Raw genomic sequence first — 21154 nt, forward strand, 5'->3', positions numbered from 1 at the left:
GGATTCGGGTGGGCCGTGATGGGCCGGATTGGGTCAGGCGGCAGGCAAGAGACGATCAACCGTCGTCGGAGTTACCCAGATCTGCGCGCGAAGCAGCGATCACGGAAAGCAGAACTGGATGAACGTCAGGCGCGCCTTGCTTCACAGCAAGGGGGCCTTATCAGGTCGGAACTGGGTTGATCGATGGCGGCCGCAAGAGGCATTCGATGAATGGCGGCTGGTGTACCGAAAGGTGTCGGCATGGCGGCAAAGCATGGCGGCGATCTTGAAGCGGAGACCACCGCCAGACCGGCACAGCCGCCATGTCCGCCAGCATGGAAAACTGGGACACATCGGCCAGTGTGCTAGGTCGCAGATCATCGATCACGCTCTCATCCAGAGATACGCCATCGTCGGTATTGACCTGGTGCATGGCAAATGCATGACCATCGCCAATCACGGACGGCCCTGTCCATGTGCTGAGGAGTCCCGCGCACAGAAGAACGATCGAAGCAACGAACGCGATGGCCTGGCGATGCATACAGGCAGTGAGTATAGCGACTGACGCTCGGGCGGTGCTTGAACGGCAGCTGAAACGATCCGGGCACTGCAGGCCCGCGCTTGCTCAAGTTTCTATCAAACTATTGGGCGATTTGTGAGGTAAAAGCCGCAAGACGAGCCACCCAGCCACCCCAGACAGCAGAGACCCGACCAATACCCCTAATTTCGTCGCCTGCTGCAACTCGGGCCCTTCAAAGGCAAGAAGCCCGATGAACAGGCTCATGGTGAATCCAATGCCGCAAAGCAGGGCCACGCCATACACCTGCCCCCAGGAGGCACCCAACGGCAATTGGGCGATGCCTGCCATGCGGGCCAAGACCACTGCACCCATGACGCCAATCTGCTTGCCAAAGAACAAGCCGGCAGCGACACCCAGGGTCACAGGCTGGGCGAGCGTCTCCACGGTCATGCCGTGAAACGACACGCCCGCATTGGCGAACCCAAAAACGGGCACCACGACAAAGGCCGTCCAAGGCGCGATGCCATGTTCAAGCCGATGCAGCGGTGAGAGCCCCCTTGATGCAGGCCCGGTCCGCATGGGCACCACCATCGCCAACGCCACGCCAGCCAACGTCGCGTGCACGCCAGAACGAAGCACCAGGAACCAGAGCACCACCCCGAGAATCACATACACCGCGAGGCTGCGGACACCCGCGCGGTTGCACAACACAAGCGCGCCCAGAGTGAGGCCCGCCAGGCCCAGGAACAGGGCGTTGATCTGCGCGGTGTAAAAGAACGCGATGACAAGCACGGCCACCAAATCGTCGATGATGGCAAGCGCCGCCAAGAAGACCTTGAGCGAAGGCGGAACCCGAGAACCCAGGATCGACAGGACACCCAGCGCAAAAGCGATGTCGGTGGCGGTGGGGACGGCCCAGCCTTGCAAGGCTTGCTGCTCCTGAAGATTGAAACCAACGTAAACGAGCGCGGGCACGATCACCCCGCCCAGTGCGGCCAATCCAGGCAGGATTCGCTGATCCCAGGTCGAAAGCTCTCCGTCCAGGAATTCCCGTTTGATCTCCAACCCCACCAGCAGGAAGAAAATGGCCATGAGTCCATCGTTGATCCAGTGCAGAACACTCAGACCCGCCACATGCCGTTCCAGCACACTGAAGTAAACATCTGACCAGGCGGTGTTCGCAACCACCATCGCCAGTGCTGCGGCGCCCATCAACAGGATGCCGCCAGCGCTCTGGCTTTGCAGGAAAGCCTTGAGCGTGACCACGGACAGGATCGAGGAACTTTTTGAGCGTGTCATGCGGATTCAAGTCAAGCGCTGCCGCGCGGAGAACAAATGATGGCCATGCCAATCAGGGTGATGGTACTGCCGATCAGATTCCATCGATCCGGGCGGGTGTCGTCGATCGGCCATGGCCAAAGCACGGCGACCGCCACGCCTACCGCCATCACGGTCAGGCGATGCTACAACCCGTGCCGATACTGAATCACCGCATTGAGCAGGTACATGGCCAGCAATGACAGGCTGGCCCAACTCGCCGTGTGCCATACCCTCGAAACCGGACGGTAAGCCAAGGCCACCACAACCGCGCCACTCATCATGCAGGCCGTGATCGCCGTGGCAGCGTGGATGGGCGACACTTGTTGGTAGATGGCGCCTGGCAGGTAGGCAAAATCGTCCAGCGCCAGAATCACCACGTCGAACAGGTTGCTGCCCAGCAGATTGCCCAGTGCCATGTCGACAGCGCCAATGCGAAGCGCACCCCAGGTGGTGGCCAGCTCTGGTACCGAGGTGGCAAAAGCCACCAACAGCGTGCCCACAAAGGAGTTGGACCAACCCATGATCCGGGCCAGCTCGACGCCAATGAAGGGCAGCCAGATTCCTGCGCCCACGATAACGGCCGAGGCCACCCCATAACCCCACAAGGCCGCTTTGAGCGTCATCTCTGAGCGCGCTGCCACGTGGCTGCCGGCGTGGCGTTGCTCCGCCTTGTAGAGCGCTCGCATGGCAACCAGATAAAGCCCAAGGATGGCGACACTCGCCAGGCTGACATGCCCGATGGTCGGTATCTGACCCTGCGTTGCCAACAGGAGCACCAAGGCCACCCCGCCCAGCAAGATGACGCCAAAACCCGCCGACAGCACATGTTCGCTGGCCGCCACGCAGTACATCACTTTCTCGCGGTAAACCAGATCGATCAAAGCCAGGATCGCCAGGTTGAAGACGCAACTGCCCAAGACATCGCCCACGGCAATATCGGGGGCAGCCGCCACCGTCACGGCGCTCAGGCCCGTCACCAACTCAGGCAAAGACGTGACCGTGGCCACCAGGATCAGGCCAATCCAGTTGCGCGAGAGCCCCGTCAGGGTGGCCAAGGCATCGCCATAGCGGCTCAGGCGCACACCAGCCACGCCGATCACGCAGACACACGCGGCAAATTTCAGCCAGATCAAAAGGAGGGGGCTCATGCTTGGGCCTTCCGTCGACGCCAGGCTTTCTCCAACTCGACGACCACACCCACCATCGAGGCGGCCCCCACGCAGATGGCCAATTCGCTCAGGCTCAGGGCTTGGGTCTTGAAGATCGGCTGCAAGAGCGGGATGTAGATCGTGGCCATCTGCAGCAGGAACGTCAGCAACACCGCACCCAGCAAGGGCCGGTTGCTGCCCAGCCCCAGGCGCCACAAGGATTGCGTTTCCGACCGGATCGTCAAAACATGGACCATCTGCGACAGCGTGAGCACCGTGAACACCATGGTCTGCCAATGGGCGTTGCCGTTGTGCAAGGCCCAGGCCTGCAGGCCCAGGCACAGCCCGCCAATCAGCAGCCCAATGCCCAGAATGTGCTGCCACATGCCACGCGCAAACAGGCTTTCGTCCGGCGCACGCGGTGGACGCTGCATGACGCCGGGTTCGGCCGGTTCGGCGGCCAGCGCCAGGCCCGGCAGGCCATCGGTGACCAGATTGACCCACAAGATGTGAATGGGCTGCAGGGGAATGGGCAGCAGCAGCATGGGCGCCAGAAACAGGGTCCAGATCTCGCCTGAATTGCCCGTCATGGCGTAGCGCACGAACTTGCGGATGTTGTCGTAGATGCGGCGCCCCTCCCGCACCGCTGCAACGATGGTGGCGAAGTTGTCATCAAGCAGGACGATGCTGGAGGCTTCGCGCGCCACATCGGTGCCGCCCTTGCCCATGGACACGCCAATGTCGGCACGCTTCAGGGCAGGTGCATCGTTCACGCCATCGCCTGTCATGGCCACGAAGTGCCCCAAGGCCTGCAGGGCCTCGACGATGCGGATCTTCTGCGCCGGGTCCACGCGCGCATAGACACGCACATGGGCCACACGTTGCTGCAGGGTCTGCTCGTCCAGTGTGCTCAGATCCTGGCCGGTGAGCACATCGGCTTGAGCGTCGGCCACGATCCCCAGGCGGTGCGCGATGGCCCTTGCCGTGGAGGGGTGATCACCCGTGATCATGACCGGGGTGATGCCCGCCGCGATGCAGTCGCGCACAGCGGCGGCGGCTTCGGGGCGCGGCGGGTCGATCAGAGCGATGAGGCCCAGGAACTGCAAGTCGCTTTCGACCGAAGCCAGCGCGTTGGTGTCCGGCAAGCGGGCGTGCTCGCGTCGCGCCAGAGCCAGCACGCGCAGGCCTTGTGCGGCCAGCTCCGTGGCACTGGCCAGCACTGCGGCACCATCCATCTTGGTGGGCCCTTGCGGCGTCCACTGCGCAGCGCAGCAAGGCAGCACCGACTCGGGTGCTCCCTTGGTGTAGGCCACATACCCATCCTGGTTGCGATGGAAGGTGGTCATGCGCTTGCGCTCGGAATCGAAGGGCTGCTCTTGCACACGTGGCATGGCCAGGTCCAGCGCCGTCTTGTCGATCTTTGCGCTCAAAGCGGCCAGCACCAGCGCAGTTTCTGTCGGGTCGCCCTCCCAGTCTGGGGGCGCATGCCCCTGGCGGGCGTCATTGCACAGGGCTGCGGCCTTCAAGGCTTCACGGTGGACCTCTCCCGGCAACGCATCGCCCGGCACCCACGGCTGTCCTTGAGCCTGCAGCAACTCCGCATGCATCTTGTTTTGCGTCAGCGTGCCTGTCTTGTCGGAGCAGATGACCGTGACCGAGCCCAAGGTCTCCACCGATGGCAGGCGTCGAACCAGGGCATGCTGGGACACCATGCGGCGTGCGCCCAGCGCCAGCAACACCGTGACTACTGCGGGCAGGGCTTCGGGGATGGCCGCCACCGCCAGGCTGATCGCGGTGAGGGCCATCAGCAAGGGCGCCTCGCCACGCAGCACGCCGACGGCAAAGATCACCACGCAGATACCGATCACCCCCAGGGCCAGCCGCTTGCCAAACGCGGCCAGACGCCGCTGCAACGGGGTGCTGCGGTCTTCGCTGTTGAGCAACCGGGCCACCTTGCCAAGTTCGGTGTCCATCCCGATGGCCACCACCAGGCCGCGTGCCCGCCCATGGGTGGCCGTGGTGCCCTTGAACACCATGTTGAGCCGGTCACCCAAGGCAGCGCCATCCGTCTGGGGCAGCGCATCCGTTTGCTTGTCCACCGGCACGGATTCACCGGTCAGGGCCGACTCGTCCACCTGAAGCCGGGCCAACTCGATCAAGCGAAGGTCGGCAGGGATCTGGTTGCCCGCCTCCAGCAAAACCACGTCGCCAGGCACCAGCGTGCTGGCAGCCACCACCAGAACTTCGCCGCCACGCAGCACCGTGGCCTGCGCGGCCGCGAGCAGACGCAAGGCCGCCATTGCTTTGTCAGCCCGCCACGACTGCACAAAGCCGATGACCGCATTGAGCAAGACGATGACGATGATGGCCAGCGTGTCCGCCAACTCGCCGATGAGGCCCGCGATGACCGCAGCGGCCAGCAGGACCAGCACCATGAAGTCCTTGAACTGGTCCGCCAGCAAGGCAAGCCACCCCCGGCGCTCCTGGGTTTGCAAAGCGTTGGCGCCATAGCGCGCTGTCCGCTCTTGTGCTTGCGCCTGCTGCAGCCCAATGGCTGGATCGACAGCGTGTTCGCGTGCAACGTCATGGGGCTCACGCTGGTGCCATGCGACCCCCTCCTCAGGCAAGTTCTTCATGGTGGGTCAGATCCTTCAATACCGACAGGCAGCGAGACAAACTGAGCGCATCCCAGTCTACTCCGCACACAGTTGACACCATTCGCAAACCGCCGCCGGGTGGGTCGCTTCGCTCGAAAAACTTGACATGACGCAAGGTTGGGAAATACTGACCAGGTACAACCATCCATACCATCATTCGACGCCTGACACCGAGGGTCAACATGACACAAAGCAAAGATCCAATTCGCTTGCTGCTGGCTTCAGACATGAGCGCGCGGTGCGACCGTGCGCTTGATCGCGCCGCACAACTGGCCCAGCAATGGGATGGCGAGTTGCTCGTCGTGCATGCCGTCGATCCATCGGCAACAGCACAGGCCAGTCGATTTGCACGGACATTGCCGTCCTGGCGCCAGCCAGAGCAATGGACAGCCACCGTCACCCGTCGACTGCAATCCGATCTCCAGGAGGAAGGCGTCTCTGCGCAAGTCCAGGTGGTCGAGGACACCCCCGCCAGCGCGGTGCTTGATGCGGCACAACAGCACCATGTTGCCATGATCATTGGTGGCATTGCCAAAGACGACCCGATCGGACGCATCCAGTTGGGCAGCACGGTTGACCGACTGGTGCGCGAAGCCCATGCACCTGTTCTGACAGTGCGACGCCGGGTCCACGGCCCCTATCGGCATGTGGTGTTGGCAACAGACTTTTCGCCCGCCTCGCGTGCTGCGCTGAACACCGCAGTTCGCTGGTTCGGCGACTGCAAACTGTCGCTCTTTCACGCCTACCCATCGACCGGCGCCGGCCTGGGAGGAGAACACCTCGTCGAGGACACATGGCGCGCAGTGGCAGCTGGCCAGTGCGACACGTTCCTCAAAGAATCTGGGCTCGGCACAGACGTGTCGCTGGGCATCTCGCTCATCCTTGAGCGAGGGCACCCTGAAGTTTTGCTGCCAGACTATGTCCGCTTCGCGGATGTCGATCTGGTGATCCTGGGCACGAATGGCCGCAGCGGCCTGCTCAAAGCACTGCTTGGCAGCACGGCAGAAAACCTTTTGCACACGCTCGATTGCGACACCATGGTCGTGCGTCCTCAGTAAAGGTGGGCGGCGTGGAGACAATCGCGCCGATGCCATTGCCTTGCTTGTCTGCGCCTTTCCATCATCGCAGGGGTGGACCCCAAAGTGGGCCTGTATGCCTCGTTCAGCATGGCGCTCGTGATCGCCATTGCTGGAGGGTGACCCGCCATGATCTCGGTTGCAGGCCTCTGCTCAAAGGCCTGTCCTGCCACCTCGTGCATGTCGGAGCCGACACAGCTGGCATGCAGAGCAAGGTGAGCCGGGCCAGCCAAGGTCTGACTCAGGCTGATGGACGGTGCATACAGCCATCGAGAGCGGCAAGGTGGAAAAGACGCTGTCTCTCTATGTCACCACACATCAGCTGCCGTTGGTGGGGATGGGCGCCTTGGCCATAAACGCATTCTTGCGAAGACGAAGCATGAGAGGAGGCCGCTGGCATCCCGTGCTGAACGCTTTTCGCCTGATGCGTCTCAATGCCAGGCCAGGCGTTGCACATAGCGGCGGATGTCTTCGGGCCAGCCCGCCACCAGCTTGGCAAAACGAATTGCATCATCGGCAAACAGTGCGCGGCTGGCTTCCTCGAAATCAGGCAGGTTGCCCGCCAAGGCTGACATCGCGCGGTAAGCCGCCTCTTGGGATTGGCGCTTGCGCTCTTTCTCGGGCAAGGCACGCCGCGCTTCTTCCACCAACTTGCGCAACGCCACAGACGCTCCACCCGCTTGGGCATTGAGCCAATCCCAATGGCGGGGCAACAAAGTCACCTCACGTGCGACCACACCGAGACGGGGCCTGCCTCGGCCACGCGGCTCGGCCGTGAGCGCGTCCACATCGACGGGCTGCACGCTGGGTGCCGGTTCCAGCCGTTGCATGATTTCTTGCTCCGAACCGCGCAGGTCCAGGTCGATCACGGTGCCGGTGGCATCCTTGAACACCAGGATCGGCTCAGTCGCCTCACCTGCGGCTTTCACGGCCAGGGCGACATGTTGAAGTGGGCCTGTGGCCAGCAGGCGATGCCCGATGAAGGCGGTGGCGGGGCTCAGTGATGAATGTTCCATCACCAAATAATACCCGGGTAAAATAAAAACGTCAATTAAACCCGGGTAAATTTACATTGGTGCTTGTTTCACAGCATTTTTGGATGAAAGCCCTGGTCCTGAATGGCCATCAGCACAGCCTTCTCCGGCTGCGTGGTCACCACATCGACAAAGCCCTGTTGCAAATCGAACTGCACCAAGGCGGTCGGGTCGAGTTTCTGAATGGCCTGGGTCAGCCGCTGCACGCATTGCGGGCCAACCAGATCGCGCACGCTCACATGGACTTCGGAACCGATGGTCATGGTCTTGCTCCTTTGAATTGATGTCATCAAACGCTTTTGGCGTGCTTGAGCTTCCTTGTCGACCTTTTCGGGGCGACCGTCAAGCCAAGGCCTCACACGAGGTTGGGCGATATCATTTCCCCCAAGCTTTGGCCACCCCTTCAAACCACCCTTCTGGACATCAAGATGCCGTACATGTTGCTGATCGTCGAGCCCGTTGATCAAAGGCTCTCTCGCACTGAAGCTGAGGGCCGCGAGGCCTATGCCAGCATGGTTCGCTTTGGTGCCGACCTGAAAGAGCGCGGCCTGTTGCTGGCCAGCGAGTCCTTGAAATCCCAGCACGATGCGGCGCGCGTTGAAGTGCGCGGCGGTGCCAGTCGGGTGGTGGATGGCCCTTTCGCTGAGGCCAAGGAAATGATCGGTGGTTTCTTTTTGCTGGATTGCCAAACCCGCGACGAAGCCATCGCCATTGCCAAGCAATGTCCGGCGGCCGAATGGTGCACGGTCGAAGTGCGCGCCCTCGCCCCCTGCTACGAAACCTGAATTTTTAGCAGCCAGGTTGTCGAAACCGTGGCACCCGGTTCGTCGTGTTCATGACAACCCAGGAGCATCCAGATGCGATTCATGATCATGGTGAAAGCAAGGCCACAAAGCGAGGCCGGCGGCATGCCCGACAAGGCCCTCACCGCCTCGATGACCGAGTACCACGAGCAACTGGCCCAAGCCGGTGTGCTGCTCGATGCATCGGGCCTGCAGCCCACGGCCATGGGCTGGAGGGTGCACTTCGGAGCGCAGGGCCAACGCCAGGTGGTCGATGGCCCTTTCACGGAGGGCCAGGACCTTGTGGCCGGCTACACGCTGATCCAGGTGCGCTCACGTGAAGAAGCGGTGGAATGGACTCAGCGCTTTCCAGCCCCGATGGGCCCAGGCTGGAACGCTGAAATCGAGGCGCGCCAGTTGCATGAGCCAGGCGGCTTTGGCCCGAGCATCCAACCATGAGGAAAACACGGTGATCAAGACCATCTTCATCATCGCGGCCATGGGCATCGCGGGGCTGCTGTTTTACGCGGCCAGCAAGCCGGACACCTTCGCGGTTCAACGCAGTATCAGCATCAAAGCGTCGACCGACCAACTGCATTCGCTGATCAACGATTTGCACCAGTTCAACACCTGGAACCCCTACAACCAGAAGGATCCCAAGGTGAAGGGGTTCTACAGCGGCCCGGTGTCTGGCCCCGGTGCCCGCTACGAATTTGAAGGCAACAAGGATGTCGGCAAAGGCAGCATCCAGATCACCGATTCAACGCCCAGCCAGGTGGCGATGAAGCTGGACATCATCGAGCCTTTTGAAGGCCACAACCTGGTCGAGTTCACGCTGCGGCCACAAGATGACACCACAGAGGTGACCTGGGCCATGCGCGGCCCTGCCCCCTTCATGTTCAAGCTGGTGGGCATCTTCATGAACATGGACCAGATGATTGGCCGCGACTTCGAGACCGGCCTGAACAGTTTGAAAACCAAAGCGGAGAAAACATCATGAGCCACCAGATCTTCGTCAACCTGGCCGTCAAGGACCTGAACAAGACCAAGGCGTTTTTCAGCAGCCTGGGCTTCAGCTTCAACCCGCAGTTCACCAACGAGCAAGGGGCCTGCATGGTCATCTCCGAGGGCCACAGCTACGCGATGCTGCTGGTCGAGGACTTCTTCAAAACCTTCATCAAGAAAACGCTGGCCGATGCCACCAAAAGCACGGAGGTGCTGATCTGTCTGTCGTGCGACAGCCGTGCTCAGGTGGACGAGATGGTAGCCAAGGCGATCGCCGCTGGTGGCAAGGCTTCGAAGGAAGCCAAGGACCACGGCTTCATGTACGAGCATGGCTTTGAAGACCTGGACGGCCACCTCTGGGAAGTGATGCACATGGACATGAGCGCCGCCCCGGCCCAGTTCTGATGGCGGCGTCGGCCACGCACCGGGCCATCGAGGCAGTCTGGCGCATCGAATCGGCCAAGATCATCGCCGGGGTGGCGCGCCTGGTGCGCGACATCGGGCTGGCGGAAGAGTTGGCGCAGGACGCGCTGCTCACGGCGCTGGAACAGTGGCCATCCACCGGTGTGCCAGACAACCCGGGCGCCTGGCTCATGACCACCGCCAAAAACCGCGCGCTGGACCGGCTGCGGCGCGCCAAGATGATCGAGGGCAAGCTGCAAGAGCTTGGCCACGACCTGGAAGCGCAGGAGGCCTTGATCGTGCCTGACTTTGTGGATGCGCTGGACGCCGCCCGGGCCGATGAGATCGGCGACGACTTGCTGCGCCTGATCTTCACAGCCTGCCACCCGCTGCTGTCAACTGAGGCGCGTGCCGCCTTGACCTTGAAGCTGCTGGGCGGGCTGAGCACCGAGGAGATCGCCCGGGCTTTCCTGGCTTCAGAGACCACGATCGCGCAACGCATCGTGCGGGCCAAGCGCACGCTCACCGCGGCCAAGGTGCCCTTCGAGGTGCCGCGCGGCGAAGAGTTGGCGCAGCGCCTGGCCTCGGTGCTGGAAGTGGTCTACCTGATCTTCAACGAGGGATACACCGCCACCAGTGGTGAAGACTGGATGCGCCCGGCCTTGTGCGACGAAGCATTGCGACTGGGCCGCATGCTGGCCGAGCTGGCGCCCGGAGAGCCCGAGGCGCATGGGCTGATCGCGTTGATGGAACTGCAGGCCTCGCGTTCTGCGGCGCGGGTGGATGCGCTTGGCAAGCCGGTGCTGCTGCTGGCGCAGGACCGCGCCCGATGGGACCATTTGCTGATTCGCCGCGGCTTGACGGCCCTGGGGCGCGCCGAAGCCTTGGCCGTGTCCTTGCATCAGCCGCTGGGTGCCTACGCCTTGCAGGCGTCGATCGCCGCTTGCCACGGCCGGGCACGCACGGGCGGCGAAACCGACTGGCCGCGCATCGCGGCTTTGTACGATGCGCTGGCGCAGGCCATGCCTTCACCGGTGGTGGAACTGAACCGCGCGGTGGCCGTGGGCATGGCTTTTGGGCCGGCCGCTGGGCTGCAGATGGTGGACGAGCTGCGCGAATCCCCCTCGCTGAAAAACTACCAGTGGCTGCCCAGCGTGCGCGGCGACCTGCTGGCCAAACTGGGCAGGCTTGAAGAAGCACGCACCGAGTTTGAGCGCGCAGCGGAGATGGCGGGCAATGCGCGTGAACGCGAACTGCTGCTGGAGCGGGCACGGGGACTGGGTGCTTGAGGCTTGACCCCAGCACCACGCACCTCGAACTTCACCTCTGCCATGGTCTTGCCCTGTTCATTGACCAAGGCCAGATGGTGTCGGCCTGGCCACATCGGCCACAACATGGGTCTGGCGGGCCCGATCCGCTGGTCGTTCAGGCGCCAGCTCCATTGTGCAGGCACACCGGGGGCCGCTTTCAAGGTCAGTCTTTGTGACCTGGGGGGGATGTCGGGGTCCAGCGCAATGATCGTTCTGTCAGCGGGGGCGGTGATCAGCGATCGGGCCGAGCCCGACAGGCTGGCCAGCTGGATGAGGCTTTGCTGCGTGCCGTCAAGAAACCATTCCTGGCGCGGTGGCTCCAGTTGGCGATCAAAGCTCACGGCGGTTTGAAGCACGCTGGCGGGCACGGCCTGTGGCGGCGCCGGCAAAGACCTGGCCCGGCGTTGCAACTCGTCCATCACCGTTCGCCACACGGGTGCGGCGCCGGTCAAGCCAGAGACATCCCACATGGGTTCACCGCTGGCATTGCCCACCCAGACGCCCACGGTGTAGCGCTTTGAAAAGCCGATGCACCAGTTGTCGCGCATGTCCTTGCTGGTGCCAGTCTTGGCCGCCACCCAATAGCGGGCAGCCAAGGCGTTGTCCAGGCCGAAGGTGGGCACGCGCGCTTCTCGGTCGGCCAGGATGTCGCTGACGATGAAGCTGGCGCCAGTGTCCATCACGGCTTTCATGGCGGTGCTTGGGTCGGTGGTGCGCATGCGCAGTGGCGAGTAGGCACCGCCATTGGCCAGGGCACGGTAGGCATTGCTCAGATCAGCCAGCGTGACTTCGGCCGAGCCCAAGGCCAGGCTGTAGCCGTAGTAATCACCGTTGCGTTTGAGGGGCAGGCCCAAGGCTTTCAGGCGCTGCGAAAAGCGCTCGGGCGTGACCATGACCAAGGTGCGCACGGCGGGCACGTTGAGCGACGCGGCCAGCGCGGTGCGCACCGAGACGGGCCCCTTGAAGTGGCGGTCGTAGTTCTGGGGGATGTACAGGCCACCCGGGGTGGACAAGTCCACGGGCGAGTCATGCAGGATCGAGGCGGCGGTCATCCAGCGCTGCTCCACCGCCATCTCGTAGAGGAAAGGTTTGAGCGTGGAGCCGGCCTGGCGCAAGGCCATGACGCCATCGACCTCGGCCGCTTGCGAGAGCGCGCCGCTGGAGCCCACCCAGGCCAGCACGTCGCCCGAAGCGTTGTCGATGACGATGACCGAGCCGTCTTCAACATGGCGGTCGCTCAACTCGGCCAGGTGCTGGCGCAGGGTGTCGCGGGTGAAGCGTTGCAGGCGGGCATCGAGCGTGCTCTTGACGGTGATCGACGCGCCCGAGTTGGCCGGTGCTGCATGCAGGTTCAGCAGGCGGCGGGCCAGGTGCGGGGCGATCTGGCGATCGGCATCCAGGCGCTCGGAGGGCCGACTGGCCAGGACTTGTGCGGTGTAGGTGGACAAGAACACGCACTCTTTGGCGCGGCCTTGCGCGGTGAGGATGCCACAGGCGCGGTTGGCCACGGCGACCGGCTTGGCGTTGGGAGCGCGCACCAGGGCGGCGGCGATGGCGGCCTCCTGGGCATTCAGACCGCTGGGGTATTTTTGAAACAGCCTGGCCGACATCGCGCCAATGCCGACCAGCTCGCCCCGAAAGCCCACCAGGTTGACGTAGGCCTCCAGGATCTGGTCTTTGCGCCATTGGCGCTCCAGCTGCCAAGCCGTGCTGACCTGGCCCACCTTGGCGACCACCGAACGGCCGCCGCGCGTGGCCAGATCCTGGTCCAGCAGGCCAGCCAGTTGCATGGTCACGGTCGAGGCGCCGCGCGTGCGGGTGTTCCACAGATTGGCCCAGGCGGCGGCACCGACAGAGGACCAGTCCACCCCGCCATGCTCGTAGAAGCGCCTGTCTTCCGAGAACAACAAGGCCTGCCGGAATGCCGGTGAGACCTGCGCCAGCGGCACCCAGTCGGCCCGCTGGGCGCGGGTGTCGGCCCGCAACTGCTGCACGGGCTCGCCATGGCGGTCCAGCAGCACGGCATCTGACGATCGGTACCCTGCTTTGACTTGGTCGAAGCTGGGCAAGGCCATGGCGGCTGTGCAGGTGAACGCCAAAGCAATGGCCAACCATGATCGGCGGGAGTTCATCACCTCAAGGCCCCACCGCCACGGGCGCATTGGGGAACTCGCCGAACATCTCGGGCGCGTACATGGCCTCGACCCGCGTTTGCGGCAGGCCAAAGGTGCCCGGGTTGTTCAGGCGCACGGTGTACTCCAGCACCAGCGGGCCCTTGGGCAGGTAGCGGTAGTAGGAGCGGAAGGCTTCGAAGCTGCGCTCTTGATACGCCAGCCACCCACGGCTGTCCTGCCGCTCGTCGGTGGTGCTCATGGCATCGTCGCGGCCCAGGCCGGAGCCCAGCAAAGTGGCACCACCGGGGATGGGATCGTTGACCACCACCCAGGTCATGTCGGCCTGCGCGTCGATCTCCAGGTGCACGCGCAGCACATCGCCACGGCTGTACTGGCCCTTTACTTTCTGCTCGACCGGCGTGATCGTCTTGGTGATGCGGTAGCCGCTGCTGAAGGGCGTGGTCAGGCGAATGGCGGCCTTGCTGGTGAAAGTGAGCCAGGGCTTGCCTGTGCCTTCGTGCGTGACTTTGACGCTGCTGCCAGGTGAGACCGAAGCGCTGCTTGCGGCCACGGCCTTGGGCCAGCCCAGCGCCACCTTGCCGCCCTCGGGCGACTGGCTCCACAAAAAGCTTTGCGGCGCGGGCCCGGGCTCGAAGCCCACACGCGACGTGCCGGCGACGGGATCACGCTCAAAGCGTTTGGAGAAGGCCTCGATGGCGACCGAGCCCCAGGCGTTCGACACCGTGGTCGACCAACGGCCGCGCTGCTGGCGTTGCAAGGTGCCGGTGACCAGGCGAGGCAGGTCGTCTTTCCAACCGGCCTTGGGCAAGGTGGCCAGGATCATGCGCACGCTGTTGACGTCGCCATTGGCCATCAGCCACCACCAGCTGTCGTCACGCTCGGTGGAGAAGCCCAGGCGCGTGCCCTGCACGTTCAGGCGTGCGCGCAGGATTTGCTCGGCCTCGGTGATGCGTTTGTCGCGGTCGGGGATGTCCTTCACGCGGTCCAGGATGGCCATCCAGTCGATGACGGCGCTGGTGGGCCACTGGTTGGGCAGGATCTGCACCGAGTCCAACATGCGGGCCTGGGCCTTGCCGGTGCGCGACAAGGCCTCGATGGCCGCCAGCTTGCGCACATCCAGGTCGCCGTTCTTCAGGAAGGCGGGCGCCCAGAAGTCGCGCTTGATGCGGCCCTCGACAAACGCGGCCAGGCCACGCTCCATGCGCAGGCGCGTGTCATCGGGCAGGCTGAAGTCGTAGCCCAGCTTGCTGGCTTCGTCGCTGATGGCCAGCAGGTAGGCGGTGAGGCTGTCACTGCCGGTGCGGCCGGCGCTGGCCGAGGGCGGGAAGTAGTGCGCCAGGCCGTCTTCGTCCAAATACAGCGGGATGCGGCTGGCCAGGCTGCGCCAGGCTTCAACATCACGCAGGCCGATGGCGATCGAGGCACGCTGCTCCAGGCAATCCCACAGGTAGCGCTCGAAGAAATCGCGCACGCCTGGCAGGCCATCAGACAGCTTGGGCTTGAACGTGACTTCAATGCCGCCGCGTGGCACGCCTTGCGCGTCGGCCAAGGCGCTGGCGGGCATGCCGATGGGGATGCTGACGCTGCCTTTGTCGAGTTGCATCAGCGTGGCTTGCTGCACGGTCACGGGCACGGCTTCGGCCACCTTCTGCATGATCTTCATGCGGTCGCGGGTGGTACCGGATTCGGCCGACACGGTCCAATCCTGCTGTTTCACGTTGAAAGGCACGGTCACGTCCCAACCGGCTTCGGCCGCCGCATTGGGTTCAAGGCGGATGCGCTGTGGCGGCAAAGTCTCGGTGCCGACCTGCGCGGTGAAGGCCGCGTCCATGGCCTGGGCAGTGGTGTTTCGCAGGGTGAACATGGCACGGTAGCGGTCACCCTCGCGCACCAGGGGCGGGACGCCCGAGACGATCTGCAAGTCCTGCGTGGCCGCGATGCTGGCGCGGCCCGTGCCAAACAAGCCAGCGTTGCCACCCTGCACCGCATCCGCAATGACGACGATGCGGAAGGACGTGAGCGAGTCGTTCAAAGGCACGTTGACGAGCGCTTCGCCCTTGGCATCGAGCACCACGCGCGGGTTCCAAAGCAGCAAGGTGTCGAACAATTCACGGGTGGGGAACTGGCCGCCCCCACCGCCTGGTGGCGCGGCCTTTTTGCCGAAGTGCCGCTTGCCGATGATCTGCATCTGCGCCGTGGCGGTGTCCACTCCGTAGCCTCGTTTGCGCACCATGGCGCCCAGCAAGTCCCAGCTGTCATTGGGGCTAAGTTCCAGCAAGGCTTCGTCCACGGCGGCCAGGGCCACCTCGGTGCCCGCAGGCACGGGCTGGCCATTGGGCAAGCTGACTTTCACGCGCACCTGGCTGGTGGCGCGGATGGGGTAGCGGGCCTTGTCCGGTTGCACCGTCACCTTCAACTGGTGCGAAGCCGTGCCCACTTCGATCTCGGCAATGCCGTACTTGAAAGCGGGCTTGGACAGGTCGACCATGGCCGTCGGCGCCTGGTAATCGCGTCCATCGTCGTTGAAGGCCTTCCACCATTCGGTGGGCGAGCGCCAGCCCCAGGTGAAGAAGCTGTACCAGGGCACATCGCGCACACGGCCGCGCACGGCCAGCACCGACACGAACACGTTAGGGCCCCACTCGGCCTTGACCTCCAGCGAGATGGTCGGATCCTTGCCATTCAGCTCGACCATGCGGGTTTCGATGATGCCGTTGCGCTCGATGGCGACCAGCGCCGTGGCGTGCCTGAAGGGGCTGCGCACCTGGAACCGGGCGGTCTGGCCAGGCTCGTAGTTGCGCTGCTCGGGGATCACGTCCATGCGGTCCTGGTTGTCACCCCCAAACCAAAGCTCGCCCTGGCGCGTCACCCACACGGAGGCGGCCGAGCGCGCGGTGTTGCCCGCCGCGTCATTCGCCTGCGCGATCAACTCGATCTCACCGGCGGACTTCATCGGGGCTTCGCACAGCACCAGACCGCGCGCGTCGCTGGTGCCGCTGCACACCTGGCCCAGGTCCTCGTCGGCGTTCTGGTTGTCATAGGCGTAGAAGCCACCCACTAGGCGCTTGCGGGTGGAGTTGGTGCGGTGGGCCACGGCGCGCACCGCCACGCTCACACCGGCCTTGGGCTGGCCGCTGGTGTCCAGCACCACGATCTGCGTGGCCACCTTCTGCTTGACGGATACCCACTCTTCAGTGCGCACACCCAGCACCAGGCCAGCGGGCCACACGGGCACGGTCTGGCTCAGGGTCTGCACCTCGCCATTGGGATCGGCGTAGGTGGCCTGCACCAGCATTTCGCGCGGCACCTTGGTGGCAGGCAGCTTGGGCAGCAACACATTGCCCGCGCCGTTCTTGTCCAGCGTCACCGACAGCTTGTCGGCCACCAGGTTGGCGCGGTCTTCGCGGGTATCGATGGCGGAATCTTCATCACCCTCGTCCACGTAGTCTTCCGAGAAGAAGGACTTGGCATTGGGATCGCGCGGCGCGCTTGGCGGGTTGAAGCGAAAGCCCGGGTAGCGCTCGGTGCGCAAGGCGCTGGCCACCTGGGCATCGCGCCACTGGGCCGACACGCGCACCGGCAAACCGGCCGCGCCACCGCCATTGCCGTAATTGATCTGCAAGCCCAGGCTCACTTCCTTGGGCTGGATCAGCGCTGTTTTGGGCGGGATGATGCGGCCTGTCATGACCGGCAAGCGGAACTCTTCAACGCGGAAGTTACCGGTATTCACGCGCTGGCCTTCGCTGACCAGCTGCACGTTGTAGACGCCCAGCTTGGCGTCTTCCGGGATGGCAAAGGTCGAGTCCGCATGGCGGCCGCGCCAGCTCAAGGCTTGTGAAAACTCCTGGCCCGTGCCTTCGTGAGTGATGGTGAGCGTGGGCGGTAAATCACCGGCATCCACCAGGCCCAGGCCCGTGAGCTTTTCAAGCCGCGCATGGTGTTGCATCGACACGGTCTGGCCGGCGCGCAGCAAGGTCCGGTCCAGCACCGAGTGGTAGATCGTGGCCGAGGGCGTGTCAGACCCATTGGTGTCCACGTGAAAGCGCCACGGCTCGATGCCCTGATTCCAGGTGGACCACACGAAGGCCATGTCGCCACGGCCTTGCGCATCGGTCTTGCGGGCACTCACGAAGTAACCGGTCTCGTTCTCGTTGCGCTGCCTGCGCTGGCAGTAGTCCCACATCAGGCGCGGCAGTTCCTGCTTGACCATGGCCAGGCCCTGCTTGTCGGTGCGGCCTGACCACACCGGCTCGCCCAGGCAATCCGAGATCTGCACCTGCGCGCCTTCCACCGGCTTGCCCTTGTCCAGCGTGGTGACCCACACCAGCGAATTGTTGGCACTGGTCTTGAAATGCACGCCCAGGTTGGTAACCAGCACGCTGGTGCGCACGTACATGGGCGCATTGCGGTCCAACAAGGCTTGGCCCAACTTGGCCGATTCCACCTCGACCACGTGGAAGCCGGGCTGAGTCATCGGGATGCCGATGACCTCGAAAGGCCGGGCATCAACCTTGGCATCGTTGGACGGCAGGCTCAGCTTCTTCGCGCCGGATTCGCGGCTCAACAAACTCACCGTGCGCGTCTGCACCACATCGGGCGGGTCCTCGTTGTCCTGCTCACCGTCGGGCACCTCTTCGCCATAGCGCTTGGCCTGGCGTGCCGGCTTGGCCCGCTTGACTGGCGGCGGCAGTTTGATGCCCAACTCTGATTGCACTTCATCGCGCGGCAAGCGGCCTTCGTTGTAGCGTTTGACCTTGGCCAACCAATCGATGATGGCGCGGTCATCGGCCAACTTCAGATCACGCACCGCACTGCCTGGCGCAGCCAAACCCTTGACCTTCAGATCACCTTCGATGCGGCGAACCGTCAAAGGCAGCATGGGCTCGGCGTTCAACTCCAGGATGCCGAAGGTGGCGGCCGGGAACTTGGCCAGGGCCGGGGCTTCCGCCGTGCGCGTCTTCAGGGGAAACGCGCTGGCATTGCTCAGCACACGGCCTGCGTCATCGCGCAGATCAGCGGGCAGCTCGATGAGGATGTCGGCGCTTTCGGGCAAGGGGCCTTTGAACTGCACGGCACTCACGCCACTCTCGGACGGATCAATGCCCACCTCGCCCTTTTTGCGACTGAACAGGTAGAAGAACTGGCGGATGCCGTTTCGCACCACCGACAACAATTGCTCCTTGGTCTCGCCGCGCTGCTGCTCCACCTCGGGTTTGTGCGTGCCATCGGGCGCGATCAGCACGATGCGCTCGGCCAACTTGCGCGGCACGGGCGATGAAAACTCGATCCGCATCGGGCGGATGGGCAGGCAGTCAGCCCGCGAACTGGTGCGCTCGCACGTGAAACTGGCGCTGAACGGCGCGCGCACGGTGTAGTCCAGATTGCGGTCGGCCGAATTGGCCACGCCAGAGGGTGTGGCAATGCCGCGCCCCCACACCACCTGGACCCGGGCATCGTTGGGCAGGGGCCGCGCGCATTGCATCGCCACCACGCGCGCTTGCTGCGGCACCAGGTCAACGGCTTTCAGGATGGCCTCGCGCACCGGGCCTGTCACCACCTTCAAAGGCAGTTGCTCACCCAGGCCCGCCACTTCGCAGCGGCCATGTTGCTCAATGCTGGCCGTTGTGGCTGCGCCCGTCAGCAGCAGCGCAAAGACCTGCTCTTCCTCAATCCGGCTGCCCTCACCCGCCGAGGGGTAGGCCCGCACGATCGTGGGGCCGCCCGTGCTGAAGTCGTACGCGACCGGGCCTTGAACCGCATCGCCCGCCAAGGTCTTCAAGCCCGGCTTGAGCTTGAAGCTGCACTTGGTGCCCGCTGGCACGTCCTGGGTGAAATCGTGCACCCAGGTCTTGTCGTCCACCCAACGGCCTGAACCGGCTGGTGGCGTGCTGTTGGCGCAGGCCAGGTCGAACGGCGATGGCAGCTTGGGGTCGCCAAAACGCACCATCGATTCTGTGAACGTGGCCCGAGCCTGCCGCACCTTGGCCACCTCGCCCTGCGGCGAAAAAGTCTGCACCGTGGCGGCGGACAACACCCCCGTGGTCAAAGCCAACGCCGTCCAGACCAAAGCCCTGGGCATGCGGTGGCGAAACCAATCTTGACTCATGGGGGGCATCCTCTGCTTTGTTGTCCTGGCAGAGACGATATCAGCCTTCCGACCAGACCAGCGGCCACCCCTTCTCATGCAGGCGCCCTTGCGTGATGCGGATGCGCAGCAAGCGCAGTGCGCCCGCATGCTCGGCCTGCTCCGGGCTGTCGTGATCGACGTGGGCCCAGCCTTGCAACCACAACAGCGCGCCACTGGCAAAGTCGATGAACAGCAGGCCCACTTTGGGGTTGCTCACGATGTTGCCCAGGGTGTTGAACATGAAGTTGCCGGTGTAGTCGGGCACGGTCAAGCAGGTGCCCTCGGCTTCTTCGTGCACCTTGACGAAACCCGGCGGGCCGCCTCGGTGCGACACGTCCACCCCTTCACTGCTGGCCATGTCGCCGTCGCCCGCGTGCAGCGACGCCGAGGCGATGAAAAAGGTATCGGATTGTTGAATGATGGCCATGGCCTGCGGCGACACGTGTGGGCCTTCATCACGCACTTGTGGTGGCTCCTTGGGCAAGCCATCGCCACCCATCCACACCGCGCGGCGCGGCTGGATGTACTTGGGGCAATTGCCAAAGCTCTGCCGCACGGCCACCAAGGCCCCCGACTCATCCACCTGGGTCAACACACCGTTCATCCGATTGCGCCGACGCGTGTGCGGCTGGATACCCAGCAAACCCAATGGCGCCCCAGCGTGCCAACTCGGCGCCAGAGGATCGTGGGCCAGCAGTCCGGCATTCAAGCGCAGTACCTGCGGATCGGGCGAATCCATGAACCCCGGCGGGCCGGCCATCACGGTGGCCCATGGGCGCCTCTGCCCATCCAGCGCCCCGATCACGATGAAAGGCAAGGCCGCAAAGAACTCGCGGTGCTGATCAGGCATGTGGTCCCGGATCATCTGGCGCCCACGCATCTCCATCGCCTCGCGAACGCCCACCAGGCTTTGCATGGCTTGCTCGCCAGCATGAAAGGGCGAAGGGCTGGCGTTCATGCCGGCTTCTTGAAAGGCTGGGTTGACGGCATGGGCACGAAACCTGGCAAGGCCTCCAGCTCGGACAACCAGCGCCGCACGTGCGGGTACGCCTCCAGCGGAATGCCGCCTTCGGGCGCGCGCACCGTGTAGCTGTACAAGGCGATGTCGGCCACGGTGGGGTGCTGCGACGAGGCCAGAAAACGTTGACCAGCCAGGTGCTGGTCCATCACGCGCAGCAGTTGCACCGCCGTGTCGATCACCGCTTGGTCGGGCGTGCCGCCGGTCAGGCAGATCCAGCGCGCGCGGGCCGCGCCTTGTGCCAACTGCCCTGCCGCCACGCTCAGCCAATGCTGCACCCGGGCGATCTGCGCTGGCGACTCGGGCCACCATTGCCGCGACGGATCGTGTTTCAAAGCCAGGTAGATGTTGATGGCATTGCTGTCGGACAAGGTCACGTCGCCATCCTCCAGCACTGGCACCTGGCCAAACGCGTTCAGGGCCAGGAATGGCTGGCTTTTGTGCTCGCCTTTGAGCATGTTGACCGGCACCGTCTCAAAGGGCAAACCCAGCAGTGACAGGAACAGGCGCACCCGGTGGGCGTGGCCGGACAAGGCAAAGTCATGCAATCGGATCGACATGGTGAAGGTTCCTTGGTTGAACAGTGCCCTCACCTTATTCCCACCAGATAACGTTGTGAATCCTCATGTGTAGAAAATCAT

The 21154-nt window shown here is 63.9% G+C and carries 15 protein-coding genes and 1 pseudogene; 6 read left to right on the forward strand and 10 right to left on the reverse strand.

The window, feature by feature from the left end; all coding sequences use genetic code 11:
- Window positions 1-604 precede the first annotated feature (604 nt).
- From nhaA to Q7V20_RS13585, 4 genes are read right to left on the reverse strand one after another with little or no spacing between them, the layout of a single operon-like run.
- A complete protein-coding gene (gene nhaA / locus Q7V20_RS13570) occupies window positions 605-1798 on the reverse strand; it encodes a Na+/H+ antiporter NhaA (protein WP_304791953.1) in 1194 nt (397 codons plus the stop codon).
- Between the two features lie 11 nt (window positions 1799-1809).
- The gene (locus Q7V20_RS13575; RefSeq protein WP_304792024.1) at window positions 1810-1947 is read right to left on the reverse strand and encodes a hypothetical protein; all 138 of its coding nucleotides are present in this window, start codon (window positions 1945-1947) and stop codon (window positions 1810-1812) included.
- Between the two features lie 15 nt (window positions 1948-1962).
- Window positions 1963-2967: a sodium:calcium antiporter gene (locus tag Q7V20_RS13580; RefSeq protein ID WP_304791956.1), complete on the reverse strand. Its 1005-nt coding sequence runs from the start codon at window positions 2965-2967 to the stop codon at window positions 1963-1965.
- Window positions 2964-5603: a cation-translocating P-type ATPase gene (locus Q7V20_RS13585; protein WP_304791959.1), complete on the reverse strand. Its 2640-nt coding sequence runs from the start codon at window positions 5601-5603 to the stop codon at window positions 2964-2966. The genes Q7V20_RS13580 and Q7V20_RS13585 overlap by 4 nt, the downstream gene beginning before the upstream one ends.
- 203 nt (window positions 5604-5806) lie before the next feature.
- Here Q7V20_RS13585 and Q7V20_RS13590 point away from each other — a divergent pair, with 203 nt between their 5' ends.
- On the forward strand, window positions 5807-6682 hold the full coding sequence (locus tag Q7V20_RS13590) for a universal stress protein (protein ID WP_304791962.1): 876 nt from the start codon (window positions 5807-5809) through the stop codon (window positions 6680-6682).
- A 449-nt stretch (window positions 6683-7131) separates the two neighbouring features.
- Here the strand turns inward: Q7V20_RS13590 and Q7V20_RS13595 are convergent, their stop codons facing one another.
- Together Q7V20_RS13595 and Q7V20_RS13600 are read right to left on the reverse strand one after the other, a co-directional pair.
- The gene (locus tag Q7V20_RS13595) at window positions 7132-7716 is read right to left on the reverse strand and encodes a DUF2239 family protein (RefSeq protein WP_304791964.1); all 585 of its coding nucleotides are present in this window, start codon (window positions 7714-7716) and stop codon (window positions 7132-7134) included.
- A 68-nt stretch (window positions 7717-7784) separates the two neighbouring features.
- Window positions 7785-7997 carry a hypothetical protein gene (locus tag Q7V20_RS13600; RefSeq protein WP_304791966.1) on the reverse strand — a complete coding sequence of 71 codons (213 nt, stop codon included), beginning with the start codon at window positions 7995-7997 and terminating at the stop codon, window positions 7785-7787.
- 165 nt (window positions 7998-8162) lie between these two features.
- Between Q7V20_RS13600 and Q7V20_RS13605 the strand changes: the two genes are divergently transcribed.
- From Q7V20_RS13605 to Q7V20_RS13625, 5 genes are all read left to right on the forward strand, one after another.
- A complete protein-coding gene (locus Q7V20_RS13605; RefSeq protein WP_304791970.1) occupies window positions 8163-8519 on the forward strand; it encodes a YciI family protein in 357 nt (118 codons plus the stop codon).
- Between the two features lie 72 nt (window positions 8520-8591).
- Window positions 8592-8975, forward strand: coding sequence for a YciI family protein (locus tag Q7V20_RS13610; RefSeq protein ID WP_304791973.1), 384 nt, complete (start codon window positions 8592-8594; stop codon window positions 8973-8975).
- A 10-nt stretch (window positions 8976-8985) separates the two neighbouring features.
- Entirely contained in the window at window positions 8986-9516 is a 531-nt protein-coding gene (locus tag Q7V20_RS13615) for an SRPBCC family protein (RefSeq protein ID WP_304791976.1), read from the forward strand.
- Entirely contained in the window at window positions 9513-9926 is a 414-nt protein-coding gene (locus tag Q7V20_RS13620; protein WP_304791979.1) for a VOC family protein, read from the forward strand. The genes Q7V20_RS13615 and Q7V20_RS13620 overlap by 4 nt, the downstream gene beginning before the upstream one ends.
- Window positions 9926-11212, forward strand: coding sequence for an RNA polymerase sigma factor (locus Q7V20_RS13625; protein WP_304791981.1), 1287 nt, complete (start codon window positions 9926-9928; stop codon window positions 11210-11212). Before Q7V20_RS13620 ends, Q7V20_RS13625 begins: the two co-directional genes overlap by 1 nt.
- On the opposite strand, the pseudogene pbpC reads toward Q7V20_RS13625, so the two are convergent.
- The 4 genes and pseudogenes from pbpC to Q7V20_RS13645 form a co-directional block, all read right to left on the reverse strand.
- Window positions 11188-13365 (reverse strand): annotated as a pseudogene (gene pbpC / locus Q7V20_RS13630) (penicillin-binding protein 1C); the annotation flags it as partial. The gene Q7V20_RS13625 and the pseudogene pbpC sit on opposite strands and share 25 nt — an antisense overlap.
- A gap of 4 nt (window positions 13366-13369) precedes the next feature.
- Window positions 13370-19474: an MG2 domain-containing protein gene (locus Q7V20_RS13635; protein ID WP_304791984.1), complete on the reverse strand. Its 6105-nt coding sequence runs from the start codon at window positions 19472-19474 to the stop codon at window positions 13370-13372.
- Between the two features lie 40 nt (window positions 19475-19514).
- Window positions 19515-20453, reverse strand: coding sequence for a pyridoxamine 5'-phosphate oxidase family protein (locus Q7V20_RS13640; RefSeq protein ID WP_304791987.1), 939 nt, complete (start codon window positions 20451-20453; stop codon window positions 19515-19517).
- The gene (locus Q7V20_RS13645; protein WP_304791990.1) at window positions 20450-21073 is read right to left on the reverse strand and encodes a glutathione S-transferase family protein; all 624 of its coding nucleotides are present in this window, start codon (window positions 21071-21073) and stop codon (window positions 20450-20452) included. The genes Q7V20_RS13640 and Q7V20_RS13645 overlap by 4 nt, the downstream gene beginning before the upstream one ends.
- Window positions 21074-21154: the final 81 nt, after the last annotated feature.

Source organism: Aquabacterium sp. (assembly GCF_030652515.1).
Classification (GTDB): domain Bacteria; phylum Pseudomonadota; class Gammaproteobacteria; order Burkholderiales; family Burkholderiaceae_C; genus Aquabacterium.